The sequence below is a fragment of the Flavobacterium gillisiae genome, from assembly GCF_900107635.1.
Taxonomy (GTDB): Bacteria; Bacteroidota; Bacteroidia; order Flavobacteriales; family Flavobacteriaceae; genus Flavobacterium; species Flavobacterium gillisiae.
In genome coordinates this window covers 1-21,543 of sequence record NZ_FNRD01000010.1, presented here as the reverse complement: position 1 = coordinate 21,543, position 21,543 = coordinate 1, and the positions used below count along the sequence as shown (strand labels likewise).

The window sequence follows — 21,543 nt, the reverse complement described above, 5'->3', positions numbered from 1 at the left end:
GACTCTATTAAAAAAACCGGATAATTGCCTACACTAAATACTCTAATGTTCTTTCCAATGCCATTCCTCTTGATCCTTTAATAAGTATCGTACTATTTTTGATTGCTTCATTCTTTAATCCAATTGAAAAAGAATCAAATGATTTATGAAATTGAAATTGAGAATTATCAACCTTGCATAAATAAAATGCCGCGCCAATAAAGAAACATCGTACTTCTTTCTCATTCAAAAGAAAATTAACGAGCTCCTGATGTTCTCTCTCACTTTCATCACCCAATTCAAACATATCTCCTAAGATCATTATCTTATTAGAACTGTCTAATTGAAGGAAATTCTCAATCGCAACCGCCATACTGCTTGGATTAGCATTATAAGCATCTAGAATAATCTGATTTGTTCCCTTCGTCAACAGTTGTGACCTGTTGTTTTCAGGGACATAACCCTCTAAAGCTTCTTTTATAGACAAATCATTGACTTTAAAGAACTTTCCTATAGTCAATGCTGCATTTAAATTATTAGCATTATATAGGCCTATTAAATGAGATGAAATTATAATATCCGCATAACCTATCTCAACAAATGGATTCGCCTTCACTGATGTAATACACACATCCGTATTATCTCTATTTACACCAAAAGTAAATGACTTTATATTTTTTGTTTTTTCAATTTGAATAGGATCTTCAAAGTTTACAAAAGCTAATTTATCGTTTTGAAACAAATACTTATACATTTCACTTTTACCCTCAATAACACCAGCAACGCCACCAAATCCTTCCAAATGCGCTTTACCAAAGTTCGTTATATAACCATAATCAGGTTTTGCAATTTCACAAAGAAACTCAATTTCCTTTTTATGATTGGCCCCCATTTCTACTATTCCTATTTCCGTTTCTGCATTAAAAGACAACAAAGTCAAAGGAACTCCGATATGATTATTTAGATTACCAACGGTTGCTTTTGTTTTGTATTTCTTAGCAAGAACTACTTGAATTAACTCTTTTGTAGTTGTTTTTCCATTACTACCCGTAAGCGCAATGATAGGCAACTTTAAATATGTTCGATGGAATTTTGCCAACTTTTGCAAAGCAAATAAACTGTCATCCACTAAGATTGTTCTTTCATCAAGATAGTACGCTTCATTATCAATTAACACATAAGACGCGCCCTTTTCTAAAGCTTCCTTTGCAAATCTATTGGCGTCAAACCGATCTCCTTTTATGGCAACAAATAATGAATTTGACTCTATTTTACGCGTGTCAATTGAAACTGATTTACATTTCAAAAATAAACTATGAATTCTAGCTATATCCATTTAAAAACGATTAAAAAAAAAGCCCTAATGAAAGGGCTTTAATTACTATTTTATATAAAAATTTAATTTCTCGCTGATTTTCTTTTATCAGATTTTGGTCCAACTCTAGACATTGCACATCTAAATCCGATATAGTCAGTAGCCATATCTTGTGGAAAATACCTTCTTTGAGCAGGATCTAACCAATAGGCTCTGTCTCTCCACGACCCACCTTTATAAACTCTTACATCATCATTTATCAAAGTTGTTCTCTTATTAGATCTATCGTATTTTCTAACCATTGATCCTAAGCTATCTGTTGTTACATTGTGCTTAGGTGAATTATACATTGATTTATCCCCTTTTACTTTATCAGTATCTGACTCAGAAGACCCAAAATCATAATATTTAGACGACTGTTTATCACCATCTCTATAATTGATATTATTACTCTTATCAAAATTTTGTCTCAAATACGTTTCGTTTTCATCAACTGGAACTTGCGCAATTTGACCTGGAAAACTTCTTACTATAATTTTCCCATTACTTAAAGTATCATGCTTCATTGTCTCTAAAGTGACAATTTCTACTTTACCATCTGCTCCAATTTTATTTTTAGTATAACGGTTTCCTCTAAAATAATTGAAATCATTTGATTCGTTATCTATTATAGGTCTGTAAACATCGGCAACCCATTCGGCCACATTTCCAGCCATATCATACAATCCAAAATCATTTGCCGGATACTTTTTAACTGCATTAGTTATATCAGCTCCATCATCTGACCAACCTGCAATTCCACCGTAATCTCCATTACCTTGTTTAAAGTTAGCCAACTGATCTCCTTTACTTTGTCTTTTTCCAGAACGGGTATAACTACCAGACCAAGGATATTTTTTCTGTCCCTTATAAATATTATATTCTCTCTGCCCTACATCAGCAGCGGCTGCATATTCCCATTCAGCCTCAGTAGGTAGTCTGTATTCTGGCAAAATAATACCTGATGAACGTTGTGCGTACACATTTTTTTGTTCAACAACTTTTCCATCTTTACCAGCTTTAGGGCTTTTCTTAGCTCCTTTTGGTAAAACAATTTCTTCATTTCCTCCATAAGTCATCTTAGGAGCTGCTAAATACGTGTCTGTACTAAACGAACTCTCAGCAGTAACATCCTGCGTTTTAGCATTTTTTTTCAAATACCCATTTTTTTCTAATAAGGCCTCATTAACGCGATCTGTTCTCCACTTGCTAAATTCTACCGCTTGAATCCAATTCACACCAACTACAGGATAATCTGCATAAGATGGGTGTCTTAAATAGTTATTAGTCATAGTTTCATTATAACCCAATCTATTTCTCCACACTAAAGTATCCGGCGAAGCACCTTCATATATATATTTGTAATTATCTTCGGTAGGCGGGAATACATTTTTCAACCAATCTAAATATTCTAAATACATAAAATTAGTAACCTCAGTTTCGTCCATATAGAAAGACTGAACATGTTGTTGCGTTGGAGTATTGTTCCAATCATGCATAACATCATCCTGGACTTTACCCATCGTAAAAGTTCCTCCTTCAACAAAAATCAATCCAGGTCCAGCTACTTGTTTTTTACTACTAGCAGCTTTTTTACTTTCGACATTCCAGCCAGTACCCCTTGACGCATTTTTTGAACTCGATTTTTTACTACAACTGGCAAAACCAATAATCATTGTTATCGATAGCAGCAATCGCAAGGCTGTAATTTTATTTACTTTCATACTCTTTTAAAGGTAATAATTTAAGTGTTGCAATATAATAATTAACAATTAACCCGCAACACCGTTTTTGATAATTTTATTCTGATGATTGATATAAAACATATTATACAAATCAAACGCAAATTTATACTATTTATTATTTATTTTTATACTAAAACATATATTTTTACTTTATATAACAATTATCTATTCATGCAATTTAAGCAAAAAATGCAAAAACTACTACTTTATAGTTTATTACTACTTTCTTATATATCATATGGACAGACTACAGCTGATGTAACTATTACATGGATAGAAAAAACTGAATTCTCGCCTGGAACTTATAAAATTAATATCCCGCAATTCAAAGGAAATAGCTACCACTATGATCCATCCGAACAAAAACTTATGTTTACGACTCAATTAAAGACAGCGGTCCTTTTTGACGAAAATAACATCCAAATTACCAATGTTGTTTACGAATCAATCACCACTGATCAACTTGGAGATCTAGCCCCTGAAAATATCCCGAAAAAAATAACGCCTTCACTAAGAAACACACAATCACGAGGCATCACCCAATCCTTTCTCAGTTTGTCCCCCATAGTAAAAGATGAATATGGCTATAAAAGAATCAACTCTTTTTCATATAATATCAATAATACAACCGCAAAGACCTCGCCGTCTAACAAAACAATAAATTCAATCTCCAACTCTATTTTAGGGAGCGGAGACTGGTATCGTTTTTACATTGAAAAATCTGGAGTCTATAAAATTTCTAAAAGTTTTTTACAAGACATGGGCCTTAACACTAATACCGTTAATCCAAAAAAAATAAAACTATATGGAAATGGAGGAAGAATGCTACCCTTGTCAAACAATATTTATTACCCTTCTGATTTAACCGAAAATGCAATCCAAATTATTGGAGAAAATGACGAAAGCTTCGACAATGACGACTACATTTTATTCTATGCCGAAGGCCTTGACACATACAATATAGAAAGTCAAACTTACAGCAATCTTTATGAAAGTAAATCCTATTACTACATCACGACTTCAGCAGAAGACGGAAAAAGAATTAAAGAAACAAACCAACCCGCCGGCAACAGCACACTCAACTTAAACACTTTTGACGACTATCAATTTCATGAATTAGATTTAATAAATATTGCAAAACTAGGTAGACAATGGTTTGGGGAATCTTTTGACATTAAGCAAGATCAGGAATTTGAATTTAATTTTCCAAACATAGACGTCACCACACCTATAAAAATTAAAACTACCGTAGCTTCTGCAGCTTATACACCTACTTCTTTTCAAATAAGTTCCAATAGCCAAAACATTGGTACCATATCCTTTCCTGCGATAAATACTAATTCAGAAACTGAATTCAACACTGGTACTTTACCGAGCAACACCTCCTTTAATGGATCTGAAAATATAAAAATAAAACTCACCTATAACAACAACAGCGTTCCCGGTTCAAAAGGCTTTCTGGATAACATCCAATTAATTGCAAAAAGAAAACTTCAAGGGTATGCAAAACAATTCAACTTTCAATACGACGCTTCAATTGCTAGCTTAGGAATCGTTAATTACACCATTTCAAACGCAGGAGGAATTAGTCAGGTTTGGGATATTACCGACCTATATAATGTAAGTAAATCTGAAAACACCAATCAAACGAGTTTTTCATTCAAAGCAAATTTAGGAGAACTCAGGAAATATGTTGCAATTGACGCCTCTGACTATTACACCCCTAAAAAAGACAGCAAACCTAAAGTACTTAACCAAAACATAAAAGGAACCATTTTCAAAAATAATCAAGGTCGATTTGAAGATATAGACTATGTAATTATCACTCCGAATTCTTTAATTACGCAAGCTGAAAAACTAGCCAATTTCCATAGATCCTATTCGAAACTAAATGTAAAAGTAATTACAACAGAATCAATATACCCTGAATTTTCTTCAGGAAAGCAAGATATCGCGGCAATTAGAAATTGCATAAAATATATTTATGAAAATGCTTCGACCGCTGCTAAGAGAATAAAATACGTAAACCTTTTTGGCGATGCTTCTTATGACTATAAGAACCGAATCGCGAACAACACTAATATCGTACCCACATATCACGCACTTAACAGCCGCACAACAGGAGAAGCTTCATTTGCATCTGATGATTTTTATGGTTTAATGGATAGCAATGAGGGAAATATTATTTCTTTTTTTGGAGGTATTGATATTGCAGTTGGAAGAATGATTGTAAACAATCCACAACAGGCTGAAGAAATGGTAAATAAGGTAATTGAATACCATGACATAAAATCATATGGAAGCTGGAGAAACAACTTCGTGATGATTAGCGATGATTCAGACGCGACCTCCGATGCCAATTTACAAAGCAGACAAAATACATTAGCCGATATAATCACCACTCAAAAACCATTTTTTAATATCAATAAAATTATTTTAGACTCTTACATTCAAGAAGCGTCTGCGGGAGGTTTTAGATATCCAAAGGCCAGAACAGATTTGTTCAATGCATTTGAAAAAGGTGCTTTGGTTTTCAATTATCTGGGACATGGTGGCGAAGATGGATTATCGTCTGAACGGATTTGGGAAAAATCTGACGGACAAAATTTAAATAACCAATACAAATACCCCTTATTTATAACTATTACCTGCGAATTCTCCCGTTTTGATAACCCTTCGAGACCCACAGCTGGGGAATACACGTATTGGAATCCAAAAGGTGGCGCCATTGCAATGATTACCACGATTCGTTCTATCGGGCAATTTAGCGCTGAAAACTTCAATGATATTTTATCTGAAAAACTGTTCTCTTTTGGCTCAAGCCAATACACTTCTATTGCTGAAGCGCTTCGAATATCAAAAAACAGTAATCCAAACAGTGCTACAAATGTAGTTTTCTACATAGGTGATCCCGCGTTAGTCCTAGCGATACCTAAAGCAAAAATAAAGCTTACAAAAGTAAATGACATTCCAGTATCAGAAACAACAGACGACTTCAAATCATTAGCTCGCATGAAAGTAAGCGGAGAATTAACCGATGAAAACGACATGCGCCTAACCAATTACAACGGAGAAGTGTCTACTACAATATTTGACAAAACCATCCCAAGGACAACATTAAATAACGACGGCAATAGCACGCCAATAAAATTCAACACTATAGGCGAAACTATTTTTAGAGGAAATGCTTCTGTTGCAAATGGTTTGTTTGAATTTAGTTTCGTTGTCCCTAGAGACATTCGCATTCCCTTGGCAAACGGAAAAATGAGTTTCTATGCTAAAAAAGACCAAGCCTTAGAAAACCAAACTGGATTTGACACCAGTATCCAGATAGGCGGAATTAATGAAAATGCCACCGAAGACAATATTAGCCCAAAAGTTAAGTTATATATGAATGATGAAACTTTTGTTTCTGGCAGTATAACAAATTCATCCCCATTTCTATTGGCTTTTCTCGAGGATGAAAACGGTATCAATACTGCTAGCGGCATAGGACATGATATTGTGGCGATTTTAGACGGAGATGTAAGCAATCCATTTATATTAAATGATTACTATCAAACAAATCTTGATGATTACACCAAAGGAAGCCTCCGATTTCCTTTGCGTAATTTAGCGGTTGGTTTACATACCATTACATTTAAAGCGTGGGACGTTTACAATAATCCAATAACTACAGAAATACAGTTTTTGGTCGTTGGGGACGAAACAATAACTTTGACACATGTATTAAATTATCCAAATCCATTTGTTAATTACACTGAATTTTGGTTTACACACAACAGGCCTTTTGAGCCTTTAATGACGCAAATACAAATTATGACAATAACAGGTAAAGTGGTCTGGACAACAAACCAAATCATTTCAACCGAAGGTTTTTTATCAAAAGAGATTACATGGGATGGGAAAGATGATTTTGGAAATAGAATAGGAAAAGGAGTGTACATATACAAACTCACCGTCAAATCAACCCTAACCAATCAAAAAGCTGAAAAGTTTGAAAAGCTTGTGATACTTTAATAAAACACTATATTTGTTTAATGAATTCCTACAAAAAATGAGAAAACTAATACTTTTTACAAGCTGCTTACTCGCCATTTCTTTTGCAAATGCTCAAGACAGAGTAATTACAACCGCTGTCCCTTTTTTATTAGTCTCGGCTGATGCCAGGGCTGCAGGTATGGCAGATATAGGAGTTGCTACATCAGCAGATGCTTTTTCGCAACAATGGAATCCAGCAAAATATGCCTTTGCAACTGACAAGCAAGGATTTTCCATAAGCTACACGCCCTATCTTACGGACTTAGCAAATGACATCTCATTAGGGCAATTAACATATTACAATAAAATAAGCGACCGAAGTGCTTTTGCAGGTAGCATCCGTTATTTTGGTTTCGGAGAAATCGAATTACGTGAAACCGGAGATCCAACTGAGGTTCCTAGAACAGTTTCACCCAATGAGTTTGCAATGGATGGCTCTTATTCCTTAAAATTAAGCGAAAAATTCTCTATGGCCGTTGCCGGTAGATACATTCACTCCAATTTAAAAGTAGTAACCGATAATGGAGATGCTTCGGCAGCTAATTCGTTTGCAATAGATGTTGCAGGGTTTTACCAATCAGAAGAAATGGCATACACTGAATTCAATGGAAGATGGAGAGCAGGATTTAATATTCAGAATTTAGGTCCGAAAATCAGTTATGATAATGACGAAATAAGCACTAACTTTTTACCGGCAAATTTAAAAGTAGGAACAGGATTTGACTTTATTTTAGACGATTACAACAAAGTAGCGTTAAATGTAGAATTCAACAAATTATTAGTACCCACACCGCAAGACCCCGATTTAAATGGGGACGGAACAATTACACCTGAAGAAAGAGCACAAAATTTAGATAATTATCGTTCTATTGGCTGGGTTTCCGGTGTATTTAAATCATTTGGAGATGCTCCGGACGGTTTTAGCGAAGAAGTGAAAGAAGTAACTTATGCGGTAGGAGCTGAATATTCATACCAAGACTCCTTTTCTATGCGCGTGGGTTATTTTAATGAAAGTCCATTAAAAGGCGCTAGAAAATTCTTTTCTATGGGTGCAGGCTTTAAATATAATGTAGTCAAAGTAGACGTCTCTTATTTGTTTTCAGCTTCAAAAGTTAAAAATCCATTAGAAAATACATTACGTTTCTCTCTTACCTTTAATTTTGGAGACAAATATGATGTATATTAGCGATATCTAAAATCAAATTAACAATCCAAATTTCAACACCATGAAATTTGGATTTTTTTTCCTTAAAAACCGATGAAAAAAATTACTATTACCAGCCAATTTTCGGCTTATAACTCACTTCAAGAATTACCTACTGACATCCAAGATTTGATGGAACAAGCTGTCGCGGTTAGAAAAAACGCCTATGCACCTTATTCAAAATTTCGGGTAGGCGCCGCTCTTTTATTAGACAATGGAAAAATTGTATTAGGCTCAAACCAAGAAAATGCCGCATATCCTTCAGGCCTATGCGCTGAACGCGTCGCTATTTTTCACGCAGGTGCTGTATATCCTAATGCGAAAATTCTAAAGATGGCAATCACCGCAGCTTCAGATACAAATAAAACAATCGCACCAATCCCACCTTGTGGAGCTTGTAGGCAATCAATAGCCGAATATGAAACCCGACAAGAGACTCCGATAGAAATTTATTTCATGGGAGAAACAGGCGATATTTACAAATCAGATTCGCTAAAAAACTTGCTACCATTTATGTTCGACAAAAAATTCTTGTAAAAAACCTAAAAAGAAGCCTTTTAATTTTACTTCTTAGATGGAATGTCTTATTTTTGCGATTCGCAAATTTGTGTGAGGAGACTATTTTGCGTTATAGGTACTAGTTGATAACACAATAAAAACTTTAGCAAAAGAACAATTGAGATGAAAGAAGTTACAAAAGAGGTTTATTTAAAGTGGTATGAAGATATGCTCCTTTGGAGAAAGTTTGAAGACAAACTTGCAGCATTATACATACAACAGAAAGTCAGAGGATTTTTACATTTATACAATGGTCAAGAAGCCGTACTTGCAGGTGCTCTGCATGCGATGGACTTGACAAAAGACAAAATGATTACGGCGTACAGGAATCACGTTCAACCAATCGGAATGGGTGTAGACCCAAGACGTGTAATGGCTGAACTTTTAGGAAAAGTTACCGGAACTTCAAAAGGAATGGGTGGTTCTATGCATATTTTCTCTAAAGAACACCGTTTTTATGGTGGTCACGGGATTGTAGGAGGACAAATTCCTGTAGGAGCAGGATTAGCTTTTGCAGATAAATATTTTGAAACAGGCGGAGTAACCATGACCTATTTTGGAGATGGAGCTGCTCGCCAAGGATCACTTCACGAAGCTTTTAACATGGCTATGTTATGGAAATTGCCAGTTGTCTTTATCGTTGAAAACAACGGTTACGCAATGGGAACTTCTGTAGAAAGAACAGCAAACCACACAGATATATGGAAACTAGGCTTAGGGTACGAAATGCCTTGTGGACCAGTTGATGGAATGAATCCTGTAAAAGTAGCGGAAGCGATGACAGAAGCGATCGATAGAGCAAGACGTGGAGACGGACCTACATTCCTCGAAATGAAAACATATCGTTACAGAGGACACTCAATGTCTGACGCTCAGCTATACCGTTCTAAAGACGAAGTAGAAGAATATAAAAAAATTGACCCTATTACTCAAGTTTTAGACTTGATAAAAGATCAAAAATATGCTACCGAAGAAGAAATTGCTGCAATTGACCAAAGAGTAAAAGATTTAGTCCAAGAATGTGTAACATTCGCAGAAGAATCTGATTACCCTCCAGTGCAACAACTTTACGACGTAGTATACGATCAAGAAAACTATCCATTCATACCTCATAAACTATAAATCAATTATGGCAACAATTATAACAATGCCTCGTTTGAGCGATACTATGACGGAAGGAACGGTAGCGACTTGGCTTAAAAAAGTAGGCGATAAAATTAGCGAAGGAGATATCCTAGCTGAAATTGAAACCGACAAAGCAACAATGGAGTTTGAATCCTTTAACGAAGGAACGCTACTATATATAGGAATTCCAGAAGGAGAAACTGCACCAGTAGATTCTTTACTTGCTATTATAGGAAAAGAAGGAGAAGACGTTGCTGCATTAATTGCAGGAAAATCAGCACCTGAAACCGAAGCAGCTAAATCTGAAACTGAAAAAGCTCCTACTCCATCTGAAACTACAAAAGAAGAAAAAGTATCAGCAGCAGCATCTTTACCAAAAGGAGTTGTTGTAGTTACTATGCCACGTTTAAGTGATACTATGACAGAGGGCACAGTAGCATCTTGGTTAAAAAAGGTAGGAGACAAAGTTAGTGAAGGTGACATCCTAGCTGAAATCGAAACAGATAAAGCGACGATGGAATTTGAATCTTTCAACGAAGGTACCTTATTGTACATAGGTATCGAAGAAGGAAATGCTGCACCAATTGATAGCTTACTAGCAATAATTGGACCTGCAGGAACAGACATCACAGGTATTGCTGAAAATTATAGCGCTAAAGGTTCAACTTCATCTACCGTAGCAACGGTAGAAGCTACATCAGTACCAGCAGACGCAGCAACACCAGTTACTCAAGAAGCTTCAACTGATGGACAGCGAATTTTAGCATCGCCATTAGCAAAGAAAATTGCAAGTGACAAAGGAATTCAATTGACACAAGTAAAAGGTTCAGGTGAAAACGGACGTATCGTGAAAAGTGATATTGAAAATTTCACTCCTGCTGCACCAACTAGCACAGCACCCGCTGCTGCTACTGCTGCAAAAGCAACTACTGCTGCTGCAACAGCTCCAAAAGTATTTGTTCCTGCAGGAGAAGTATTTACAGAAGAGATTAAGAATTCGCAAATGCGAAAAATTATAGCCAAGCGATTGGCAGAGTCTTTATTTACTGCGCCTCATTATAACTTAACTATCGAAGTTACGATGGATGACGCAATGAAATCTAGAGCTATAATCAACAGTATTCCTGATACAAAAGTTTCTTTCAATGACATGGTCATCAAAGCATGTGCTATGGCATTAAAAAAACATCCAAAAGTTAACTCTCAATGGAAAGAAGATGCAATTACAATCAACCATCATGTTAATATTGGTGTTGCTGTAGCTGTAGAAGATGGATTAGTTGTTCCTGTTTTGAAATTTACAGATGCAATGAGTTTATCTCAAATTGGTGGAAGCGTAAGAGATCTCGCTGGAAGAGCAAAAAACAAAAAACTACTACCAACAGAAATGGAAGGAAGTACTTTTACTGTTTCTAACCTAGGAATGTTTGGTATTGTAGAATTCAATTCTATAATCAACCAACCTAACTCTGCTATCCTTTCAGTAGGAGCAATTGTAGAGAAACCAGTGGTTAAAAACGGCCAAATTGTAGTAGGAAACACCATGATGCTATCTCTAGCTTGTGACCACCGTACTATCGATGGAGCAACTGGAGCTCAGTTCTTACAAACATTGAAACTATATATAGAAAATCCAGTGACGATGCTTGCATAATTACTGATTTTATATAAAACCAAAACCCGTCTTGAGTAATCTTGACGGGTTTTTTATTTGGGCATGTCCCCGCTTCCACTAAAGTTTCAGCGGCGTCGGGCTGTTCGCTATATCTTTTATTCCATTTCATTCCATAAAAGGATGCCGCTTCCATCCCTCATGCGAAAACGACACGCTACAAAAATTAACCTATATTTTATTCTTAGCTTCAATCCACATCGACATATACTTGGTACTTTTTAAAGCATGATGCTGCAGTAATGACCCCATAAAATTATTCAAACGATGTTCTTGTAAATTAGCTTGTAGCCATTTTATCTTCTTCATAAAATCATCCTCAAAAAATCCTCTTAAATACCGGTGATTAATTATTTCAACTCCGTTTTTTTGACCTTCCAGCCAAAGCTTTTCATCTTGATATAACGCCACCGCTTCCTTTGCAAAAACTTCTGGATCATCCGTTATAAAACCATTCCAATCCAAATCACCATACATCGATTCTGCTCCAATAGAGGTAGTGCCACTTGGAGTACCACATTGCATAGCTTCTAATAGCTTTCCCTTAATTCCAGCGCCAAAACGCAAAGGAGCTAGCACTACTCGAGCTTCTTGCACAACTTCACTCGCATTAGCGGCACGGCCCTTTACTATAAAACCTTCCTTGACATTATTGAGTTGCAACACTTTTTGCGATGGATAAGCACCATAAACATTTAAAACAGCCTTAGGCAACTGCTTTTTTATAAGAGGCCAGATAGTTTCTTTTAAATATTGAACCGCATTCCAATTGGGTTCATGGAGAAAATTACCAATGAAAACAAAATTCTTTCTTTCTTCAAATGAAGGCAATTTGTCTATGTCGGCATTAGATATTTCTTCCAATAAAAAAGGCAAATAAAACAATAGTAAACTATCAATTTTAAATGTTTCGGTAAGCAGCTGCATTTCATATTCTGAAATCATCAAAGACAAATCACAACGCAAAATACTAGCTATTTCTCTTTTGGCAACTTCTTCCACCAATAAATCAGCCTCCACAAAAGCTCGTTTCTCTTTGAATGCTCTCTGACGAGCTACCCGTAAGCAATGCAAATCTTCGGTATCTAATAACCGCAAGGCTTCTGGACTGTTTTCACTTACACGCCAGCCAAACTGCTCTTCCATCATAAACCGATCAAACAACACCACCGACGGATTTAGTTCTTTTACGAAAACATCAAAACTCGAACAATTTAATGTTATTGTTTTTTTTATTACTTCTTCTAACTCCAAGTCAACCATAAAATCACTGTCCATCGCAGGACTTGCGAATGTTACAACAAATCCTTCCTCCTTAAAAAGAGAAATCAACTGTAGCATTCTTGTCCCCGCAGCCGAAGAATTAGGTTCTGGCCAAACACTACCTATTATTAAAAGCTTTTTAAACTGATCCATCTTTGTAAATAATTTCACTTACAAAATAATACAATTTATAGCTCTAAACCATCATTTAAACAAGAAATCAGAAAGAAAACACTAATTTTGCATTAATTAAACAATATACCATGTTAGGATTAAAATTAATCACAGACCCAAGATGGGTAAATATAGTAGAGTCAAATATTGAAGAAATTTTAACCGACCATGCCTGGTGTGAACAAAAAGCAGCTTCGAATGCCATTAGCCTTATCACACAAAATTCCGAAAAAGAAGAATTGGTAACCGAATTGATGATAATAGCCCGAGAAGAACTAGAACACCTTCAGATGGTGCACGATCTAATAAAAAGCAAAGGACTAAGTTTAGGACGTGAACGTAAAGACCATTATGTAAATGAACTATTCAAATTCATGAAAAAAGACGGTAGTCGCAATGATGCTTTATGCGAACGATTATTATTTTCAGCTATGATTGAAGCACGAAGCTGCGAGCGATTCAAGGTACTCTCAGAAAACATTAAAGATACTGAGTTGGCAAAATTCTACAGAGACCTAATGATATCCGAAGCAGGGCATTACACTACATTTTTAGGCTTTGCTAGAAAATATGCCGATAACGTTGATGTAGACAAACGTTGGCAAGAATGGATTGATTTTGAAACATCCATCATTATCAACTACGGAAAAAATGAAACTATCCACGGATAGTGAATCAAAAAAAAACAAATAAAAAAAAGGGATGTCTTTCGGAGGGCACTGAAAAAGTCCCTAAAATGTAAAAATCGTAAAAAACAAAAAAAGAGCATAAACAGTAATGTTTATGCTCTTTTTCATTATTATAAACCTCTGTAAACTCAGAAAATCAAATTTGATTAAAAAAAAGATATCAAATTAAATCAAACTCTTATTTAATCGATCTTTTAGCGAGTTTTCGAAAACAGGGACTTTTTCAGTGCCCCCGTCTTTCGATCATCCTTTTTTTTATTATAAAACATCCTATTATTTTTTAACTATCATAAATTCTGAACGTCTGTTTGTAGCGTGCTCTTCATCGCTACAATTAAGTTGACAATCTATCTTTAGCTCAGATTCACCGAATCCCTTTCCATCTATTTTATCAGCACTAATTCCTTTAGAAACGATATAGTTTATAGTCGACTTAGCTCTTCTATCGGAAAGATCAAGGTTGTATTTATCATCTCCACGCGAATCAGTATGCGATTTTACAAAAATAACTAGATCCTCATTTTTAGACATTACATAAACTAACTTATCAAGTTCAGCAGCACCTTCTTTGGTTATATTGCTTTTATCGTAAGGAAAATAGATTGGGTTCAAAACGACTTCTCTTTCCGTAACAACAACCTCTTTCATAGGATCCAAAGAAATATTAACAACTAAACTCCCCTTGATAGTTTTTATAGCGACACTTTTTTGAGAAATAAAACCATCTTTATTTATTTCAACAAAATACTCTTTACTACAATCTACATCAAATTTTACCTCACCACTCTCATTAGACAATAATCTATCAACTACAATATCATTTCTATCTAACAAAGCCACTCTAGAATTAGATAATAAATTACCTGTCTTGGAGTTTTTAACTACTGTTACTATTTGTGATTTACATATTGGAATCGCACTGTATATATTATCAACACCAGAACGGTTGCTCGATAAAAATCCAATATTATTATCTTTATTATAAGTAAAAGCAAAATCATCCTTCGCTGAATTAACTGGCTCACCAATATTATAAGGTTGATTCACTTTATTCAAATCTACCGAAAAGATATCATACCCTCCAAAACCAGCTAATCCTTTTGAGGAAAAATACAACACATTATCATCTGAAATAAAAGGAAAACTTTCATCACCGACAGTATTTATAGTACTCCCAAGATTTTCGGGAGTTCCAAAACTCCCATCACTATTCACTTTAACTTTCCATATATCAATACCACCTATTGATCCAGGCATATTTGAAGAAAAATAAAGCATCTTTCCTTCGTTATCTATTGACGGATTACTAGTTGAATAACTACCACTGTTAAATGATAGTGGCGTAACTCTAGTCCACTTTCCATTTTCCTTCGTTGCTTTATATAAATTAACTTGGCCAATTTTTAATTTATTAACCTTGTCTTTTTCATATAAATCACCATTAAAACTTTCACTGGAAAAATATATAGTATTTCCATCTTTAGATAGCGACACCGGCCCTTCATGAAACCTTGTGTTTAATTCTGAAACAGAAATTGGTTCAGAATAGTTACCATCACTACTATATGTAGATTGATAAATATCTAAAAATGGTTCATCATTCACACCATAAGTTTTACCCCCTACGTTTCTAGCACTAGTAAAATACAAGGCATTACCATGCATTACTCCTCCAAAATCAGATTTATCAGAGTTAATTTCTAATTTATTAACCATGAATAACTTCTCCTTCTTCAAAAGTTCAGACAAATAGTCCTTATTAGCTATAAAATCAATAGCCCTTTTATCATTTGGTTTCATACTTGCAAATTGCTTCATCTGAATATTAGACTCCGCATACTTCCCATTCGATTTCAACACTTGTGCGTAATTATAATATACTTCCGCGTCTTGTTTACCCAGTATAGCTTTTGCATACCACTTCTCAGCCTCTACAGTATTGGCCATATTGAAATTACAATCGCCAAGCTGTTTATAAACGTACGAATCTGTATTTCCATCTTCAACTAACGACAGATATTCCTTAGTTGCTTGAACATATTCAAACTGTCCAAACAATTTATCAGCAATCTTTGTATCTTTATTTTGTGCTGTCAGTGAGATACTCGAAACCACCAAAAACAATAGTATAGTAATTTTTTTCATTAATCGTAAAGTTTAATATTAGAAAAATCTTGGAGAACGAGACACTTTTTTCGGAACAAATATATCATACAAGAGAATAAATTCATGCGAAGACGGACTAGTTACTTTCAAATCTGAAATAATATGATCGTACGCATAACCTATTCTTAATTCTGGTGTTACAGCAAAATTTACCATACCACCAAAACTATCTTCTAATCTATAAGTAGCTCCTATCTCAAATTTTTCTTTATACAAAAAGTTTGCAGATAAGTCCAAAGAAGGATTCACATTAGCTGCAGATTTAAGCATAAATGACGGCTTGAATTTTAAATCATAATTAACATCAAATACATACCCTGCAGTTAAAAAATAATGAGATACATCTGAACCATATTCACGTCCATTATAATCTAAATGTGCAGACTTTACTAAATTCGGAATTGAAAAAGCTACATAATAATTTTCTGTATAATAAAACGCACCAGCTCCTAAATTCAATGATGCATCATTAATATCTTCGCCAAAAATTCCTTCTGAAGGATCTGGCAAGGAAGATTGAATGTCTCTTAAACCAACTTGATGAAACGACACGCCAGCTTTTATTCCTAAAGCAAGTCGACTGGTCTCATTTAATTGTAAAGTATATGAAAAGTCTCCAAATACGTTCTGTTCAGTTACTGGCCCTACTTTATCTGAGATAAAAGACAAACCTGCTCCAACATTATTACCCACTGGTGCATGTCCAGAAAAAGTAAAAGAAGTGGGAGCTCCTTCAATATTAACCCACTGCTTTCTGTATAAAGCTCCAAAAGATATACTTTCCTTGGAACCTGCATAAGCGGGATTAACAATATTCATATTATACATATATTGCGTATAATGAGGGTTCTGTTGCGCATTTGAGTCAATATAGGCAATAAGAACTAAAAGAGAGGTCAAAAATATTTTATTCATATCTATTTGTTTTTCGTTTTATCCATCCAGAAATTAACATGGATTTCAAAAATAAATTAATTTACTACTTTTCTCTGATTAGATAGATCCAACCTGTTTTTGTTACGCCTTTATTCAGTTCTATTACATAGTAATAAGTTGCACTTGGAAGGTTATCTCCTTTATCTGACTGTCCTTTCCAATGATCTGTATAATTAGATTGTTCATAAACTTTAATTCCATATCTGTTAAATATTTCCAGTTTTTTCACATCCATTAATCTTAAATCAAAATAATCATTTGATCCATTACCATCTGGGGAAATACCTTTCTGTATATTACAATAAATGGTTTCAACTGTAATCATTTTTGTTGTTTCACAACCTGTTGCAGTTGACACTACTGTTAAAGTATAGTTTAAAGGAAAAACTTCTTTTGCAGAAGTTGATTCAATCAAATCAGAAACATTTAAAATGTTTGAATTTGTCCCTATTGGAGAACCTGAGCTATCTTTCCATTGATAATCTACATTATTTGGATTGTATGAATTTGCCAATGGACTAGCTATAGCCACGTATTCTTTATTTGTGCAGTCGCCGACGATTTCAAATTGAATTTGTTGAGGAATTGGATTTATTGTTACGACCGATCCTGTACTTATACATGCAGGACTAGTTACGAATCGCACACTAAGAGTATAATTTCCTGGTATTAAGTTTTGAAAAACATTACTTGCTTGAAATCCCGACCCAACACTGTATTCAACACCTGATTGGATTACAATTGAAATCTCTCCCGTTGATTGTGAACAAGTTGGCTGAACTATTTTGGACGCAGTAGGAACTATTGGTAAATTTGGTCTAGCATTAATTGTAGTAGTTGATACACTTTGTGTGACACATGTGCTATCCACCGCTTTTCTAACATACAAAGTATAATTCTTTGGCGCTAAACCTGTAAAAATATTTGACGTCTGATAAGTAATACCATCCAAACTATACTCTATACCTGATTGAGTTGCTATTGTGATACTTCCTGTTGGAACGGCACATGTAGGCTGAGTTACACTTAAAGCTGCTGGAACCGCAGGAGGAAGCGGAACTATATTAATACTAGTTGCTGATGGAGAACTCGTAAAACAAGTTGTATCTGCTATTTTCCTAACATATAATGAATAACTACCTGGTAGTAAACCTGAGAATATGTTTGATAACTGATAAGTAGTACCATTCAAACTATATTCTACGCCTGTTTGAGCTGTTATAGAGATACTTCCTGTTGAAACGGCACATGTAGGCTGCGATACACTTGAAGTTGTCGGAACAGCAGGGGCAGTTGCCGTAATAATCGTAGTAACTGATGACGAACTAGCAACGCAAGTATTGTCTGCTAATTTTCGGACATAAAGTGTATAAGTACCTGGCGCTAAACCTGTAAAAGTATTTGACGACTGATAAGTAGTACCAGTCACACTATATTCAATACCTGACTGAGTTACTATTATGATACTTCCTGTTGGTACAGCACATGTAGGCTGAGCTACACTTGATGCAGTCGGAACAGCAGGAGGAGGTGGAACCGCATTGATAGTTGCTGCTGTCGATGAATTCGCAACACAAGTATTATCTGCTGTTTTCCTAACATACAAAGTATAATTATTTGGTGCTAAACCTGTAAAAGTGTTTGACGTCTGATAAATAGTACCATCTAAGCTATACTCTACTCCTGATTGAGCTGCTATAATGATACTCCCCGTTGGCAAAGCACAAGTAGGCTGAGTTACACTTGATAATATTGGTACTACCGGAGGTAGCGGAACAGCATTGATAGTAGTTGTTGATGAAGAACTCGTAGAACAAGTATCATCTGCCAACTTTCTAACATATAATGTATAATTACCCGATGTTAAACTTGAAAAGATCCTTGATGATTGATAAGTAGAACCATTCAAACTATACTCTACACCTGATTGAGTTTCTATTGTGATACTTCCTGTTGATACAGCACACGTAGGCTGAGTTATACTCGAAGCTGTAGGAATAGCAGGAGGTAATGGAACTGCATTAATAATCGTAGCTGAAGAAGAATTCGCAACACAAGTATTATCTATTGTTTTTCTAACGAACAAAGTATAATTATTTGGTGATAAACCTGCAAATGTATTTGACGACTGATAAACAGCACCATCTAGGCTATACTCTACTCCTGATTGAGCTGTTATAATGATACTCCCCGTTGGCACAGCACAAGTAGGCTGAGTTACACTTGATGATATTGGCACTGCCGGAGGTAGCGGAATAGCATTGATAGTAGTTCCTGCTACTGAATTCGCAACACAAGTATTATCTGCTAGCTTTCTAACGTAGAATGTATAATTATTTGGTGCTAATCCTGTAAAAGTATTTGATGATTGATATGTAGTACCATTCAAGCTATATTCTACACCTGGCTGGGCAGCTATTGTGATGCTTCCTGACGGGACAGCACATGTAGGCTGAGTTACACTTGATGCTGTTGGCACTGTAGGAGGTAATGGAACAGCATCGATAACAGTTACTGATGATGAATTCAAAATACAAGTATTATTTACTACTTTCCTAACATATAACGTATAACTACCGGGTGCTAACCCTTCAAAAATATTTGATGATTGATAAGTATTACCATCCAAACTATAAGACACACCTGGTTGCATTGTTACAGAAATACTTCCTGATGGAACAGCACAAGTGGGCTGAGTTACACTTGTTACAACAGGATCAATCAAAGGATTAAGAAACTCCACCTTAATATCAGCAAAAGAAGAAGGACAACCACTATTTGATATCGTCCAGGTAAATATATAACTCCCTTCCTTATCAACTGTAGCAGTCGAAGACCCACTCGCAGCATTACTAAAACTAATTAAGCCCGGCCCTGATTTTAATGACCAAACCCCCGAACCAACGGTTGGAGTGTTCCCTCCAAATGACCCACTATTTAAAGTACAATTAAATTGATCTGCTCCTACAGTTGCGGTCGTTGGCGGCTCTACTAAATTAATAGCCAAACTTGCTTCCTTATAACATGGGTTTAAAGCATCAGCAGAAACAACTACAGGATTTGGATTTCTAAAATTATAATCTATAGAGCCATTTCCATAATCAACCGAACTACTTAATTCCGGGCTTAAAAATGAATTTGTAACAATATCGTTTTGCATTGTAAATGCAAAAAATTTAATATCTCCTTGCTTATAGCCAATCAGTGATTTAAGAACTGCTACCTCAAAACCATTATCATAATCATTACTACCAGAATTACCTTCATTAACACTAAATATAGGATTTGGAGAACCAATAATAGAGTTTCCTGTTTTAAGTTCTATAACATCCGAAAGATAGCTTGTGCCCGCATTATCTTTTGCAATGACAAGACAATAGTCAGCTTCAAAATAAGAATCAAACGTACTAGGATTGTTATTGAAAAAATTAAAGCTTCTCACAGTTGGTGACGAACTTGCAACATCTCCAAAGTTCGATAAATTGAATCCCCCTGGTTTTGTATCTAAAAACAATAAAATACTACCATTATTTTGCAACTTTCCTGGTAATCCAAATATTAATTCCTTTTCTGTCGGACTAATTTTAATACCATTTACATAGCCATCTAAAGCGCCTGCCGACAAAGATGCAGATTGAAAATTATCTTCCGCTAATCCTATACCCCAAGCTGTCTCGGTTATTACTCCATCTAAGGTTACACCATATCTGGTTCTAACACTTACAGTTTGACCTCTCTTCAATATACTTGTCGTGTATGTTCTAGCTAAGGACATGGCTTGCGTAACGATTCCATTAACTGAAAATTCAAACAGATCAGCACCTCCGTTGGCAGTAAACGTGACAGAGGTCCCTTCACAGATAGGATTATCACTAGGAGAAACTGTTAGAGTAACTGTTGGTGGAGCTACAAATACTGATGCTACTACAGGCACCCTAATACTATAATCAGCTCCTGAATGACTCCAAACATAATAGGTTGTTGTCTTACTAATACTTGGCCCATATATCGGCCCTGAATGTAAAATAGTAGATGAGGTCTGATCACTAAACCACTCTATAATATCTCCACTTCCTCCAGAAGCAGCCATTACAACTGTCGTATTAGCAGCCGACACTTCCTTACATGAACTACCTGCCGTCGCTAAAGGGGGTGGTATTAAAGCCTTTGCTTTGCCCGTTTTAAGTGTGTTTGGCGCCTTCAAATTTAAACTCGTATTAGATTTAATTTTTATGGGATTTTGAGCACCAGCATTAATTCCCATAAATGAAAAAAACAATAAAAATAAAAGTAATTTATTTTTCATATAATATATTTTAGTAGATTATAAGATAAGATTAATATTTTACAACACCAATCGTTGAATTAAAAAAATAAAAGTAAAGTTTTATTTTGGTTAAGACAATAAAATTTTAATATATAATTAACAATATTATTGTCAACACACAAAAAAAAATGATTTAAAACTTCCCCTAAGACAGATTAATTAATCCATTGACTTTACTACAGACTAAAAAGAGATCAAGACAAAAAGTTGTGAGAAAATATTAAAATCTAGATATTTGTGTTTCCAAATTATACCAAATGCAAGATTCATATAGCGAACTAATCAAGTTATTATTACCTGAAATCATTGT

General features: G+C 35.1%; 12 protein-coding genes. 6 read left to right on the top strand and 6 right to left on the bottom strand.

Features of this window, described 5'->3' with window-relative positions:
• Nucleotides 1-28 precede the first annotated feature (28 nt).
• Nucleotides 29-1,315, bottom strand: a complete 1,287-nt coding sequence (locus tag BLV35_RS13710) for a UDP-N-acetylmuramoyl-tripeptide--D-alanyl-D-alanine ligase (protein WP_091091406.1) — start codon at nucleotides 1,313-1,315, stop codon at nucleotides 29-31.
• 62 nt (nucleotides 1,316-1,377) lie between these two features.
• On the bottom strand, nucleotides 1,378-3,057 hold the full coding sequence (gene gldJ / locus BLV35_RS13705; RefSeq protein ID WP_091091404.1) for a gliding motility lipoprotein GldJ: 1,680 nt from the start codon (nucleotides 3,055-3,057) through the stop codon (nucleotides 1,378-1,380).
• 210 nt (nucleotides 3,058-3,267) lie between these two features.
• On the opposite strand from gldJ, the gene porU reads away from it, so the two are divergent.
• The 5 genes from porU (at nucleotide 3,268) to BLV35_RS13680 (ending at nucleotide 11,660) form a co-directional block, all read left to right on the top strand.
• The gene (gene porU, locus BLV35_RS13700) at nucleotides 3,268-7,098 is read left to right on the top strand and encodes a type IX secretion system sortase PorU (protein ID WP_091091811.1); all 3,831 of its coding nucleotides are present in this window, start codon (nucleotides 3,268-3,270) and stop codon (nucleotides 7,096-7,098) included.
• 37 nt (nucleotides 7,099-7,135) lie between these two features.
• Nucleotides 7,136-8,305, top strand: a complete 1,170-nt coding sequence (gene porV, locus BLV35_RS13695) for a type IX secretion system outer membrane channel protein PorV (RefSeq protein ID WP_091091400.1) — start codon at nucleotides 7,136-7,138, stop codon at nucleotides 8,303-8,305.
• Nucleotides 8,306-8,377: 72 nt separating this feature from the next.
• A complete protein-coding gene (gene cdd, locus BLV35_RS13690; protein ID WP_091091396.1) occupies nucleotides 8,378-8,860 on the top strand; it encodes a cytidine deaminase in 483 nt (160 codons plus the stop codon).
• A 144-nt stretch (nucleotides 8,861-9,004) separates the two neighbouring features.
• Nucleotides 9,005-10,003 carry a pyruvate dehydrogenase (acetyl-transferring) E1 component subunit alpha gene (gene pdhA, locus BLV35_RS13685; RefSeq protein WP_091091392.1) on the top strand — a complete coding sequence of 333 codons (999 nt, stop codon included), beginning with the start codon at nucleotides 9,005-9,007 and terminating at the stop codon, nucleotides 10,001-10,003.
• A 7-nt stretch (nucleotides 10,004-10,010) separates the two neighbouring features.
• Nucleotides 10,011-11,660: a pyruvate dehydrogenase complex dihydrolipoamide acetyltransferase gene (locus BLV35_RS13680; RefSeq protein WP_091091389.1), complete on the top strand. Its 1,650-nt coding sequence runs from the start codon at nucleotides 10,011-10,013 to the stop codon at nucleotides 11,658-11,660.
• A gap of 189 nt (nucleotides 11,661-11,849) precedes the next feature.
• Here BLV35_RS13680 and BLV35_RS13675 read toward each other — a convergent pair whose 3' ends face one another.
• Nucleotides 11,850-13,094 (bottom strand): glycosyltransferase, encoded by a 1,245-nt coding sequence (locus BLV35_RS13675; RefSeq protein ID WP_091091386.1) that lies wholly within the window; start codon nucleotides 13,092-13,094, stop codon nucleotides 11,850-11,852.
• Nucleotides 13,095-13,204: 110 nt separating this feature from the next.
• On the opposite strand from BLV35_RS13675, the gene miaE reads away from it, so the two are divergent.
• Entirely contained in the window at nucleotides 13,205-13,786 is a 582-nt protein-coding gene (gene miaE / locus BLV35_RS13670; protein ID WP_091091383.1) for a MiaE family protein, read from the top strand.
• A 291-nt stretch (nucleotides 13,787-14,077) separates the two neighbouring features.
• On the opposite strand, the gene BLV35_RS13665 is transcribed toward miaE, so the two are convergent.
• From BLV35_RS13665 to BLV35_RS13655, 3 genes are all read right to left on the bottom strand, one after another.
• Nucleotides 14,078-15,949 (bottom strand): OmpA family protein, encoded by a 1,872-nt coding sequence (locus BLV35_RS13665; RefSeq protein WP_091091379.1) that lies wholly within the window; start codon nucleotides 15,947-15,949, stop codon nucleotides 14,078-14,080.
• 18 nt (nucleotides 15,950-15,967) lie between these two features.
• A complete protein-coding gene (locus tag BLV35_RS13660) occupies nucleotides 15,968-16,885 on the bottom strand; it encodes a PorP/SprF family type IX secretion system membrane protein (protein ID WP_091091375.1) in 918 nt (305 codons plus the stop codon).
• A gap of 64 nt (nucleotides 16,886-16,949) precedes the next feature.
• Nucleotides 16,950-21,212 (bottom strand): T9SS type B sorting domain-containing protein, encoded by a 4,263-nt coding sequence (locus tag BLV35_RS13655; protein WP_091091371.1) that lies wholly within the window; start codon nucleotides 21,210-21,212, stop codon nucleotides 16,950-16,952.
• Nucleotides 21,213-21,543: the final 331 nt, after the last annotated feature.

Bases quoted from the DNA above. Each gene is read 5' to 3' on its own strand.
- BLV35_RS13710 (WP_091091406.1), bottom strand. From the start codon at position 1,315: ATGGATATAGCTAGAATTCATAGTTTATTTTTGAAATGTAAATCAGTT.
- gldJ (WP_091091404.1), bottom strand. From the start codon at position 3,057: ATGAAAGTAAATAAAATTACAGCCTTGCGATTGCTGCTATCGATAACA.
- porU (WP_091091811.1), top strand. From the start codon at position 3,268: ATGCAAAAACTACTACTTTATAGTTTATTACTACTTTCTTATATATCA.
- porV (WP_091091400.1), top strand. From the start codon at position 7,136: ATGAGAAAACTAATACTTTTTACAAGCTGCTTACTCGCCATTTCTTTT.
- cdd (WP_091091396.1), top strand. From the start codon at position 8,378: ATGAAAAAAATTACTATTACCAGCCAATTTTCGGCTTATAACTCACTT.
- pdhA (WP_091091392.1), top strand. From the start codon at position 9,005: ATGAAAGAAGTTACAAAAGAGGTTTATTTAAAGTGGTATGAAGATATG.
- BLV35_RS13680 (WP_091091389.1), top strand. From the start codon at position 10,011: ATGGCAACAATTATAACAATGCCTCGTTTGAGCGATACTATGACGGAA.
- BLV35_RS13675 (WP_091091386.1), bottom strand. From the start codon at position 13,094: ATGGATCAGTTTAAAAAGCTTTTAATAATAGGTAGTGTTTGGCCAGAA.
- miaE (WP_091091383.1), top strand. From the start codon at position 13,205: ATGTTAGGATTAAAATTAATCACAGACCCAAGATGGGTAAATATAGTA.
- BLV35_RS13665 (WP_091091379.1), bottom strand. From the start codon at position 15,949: ATGAAAAAAATTACTATACTATTGTTTTTGGTGGTTTCGAGTATCTCA.
- BLV35_RS13660 (WP_091091375.1), bottom strand. From the start codon at position 16,885: ATGAATAAAATATTTTTGACCTCTCTTTTAGTTCTTATTGCCTATATT.
- BLV35_RS13655 (WP_091091371.1), bottom strand. From the start codon at position 21,212: ATGAAAAATAAATTACTTTTATTTTTATTGTTTTTTTCATTTATGGGA.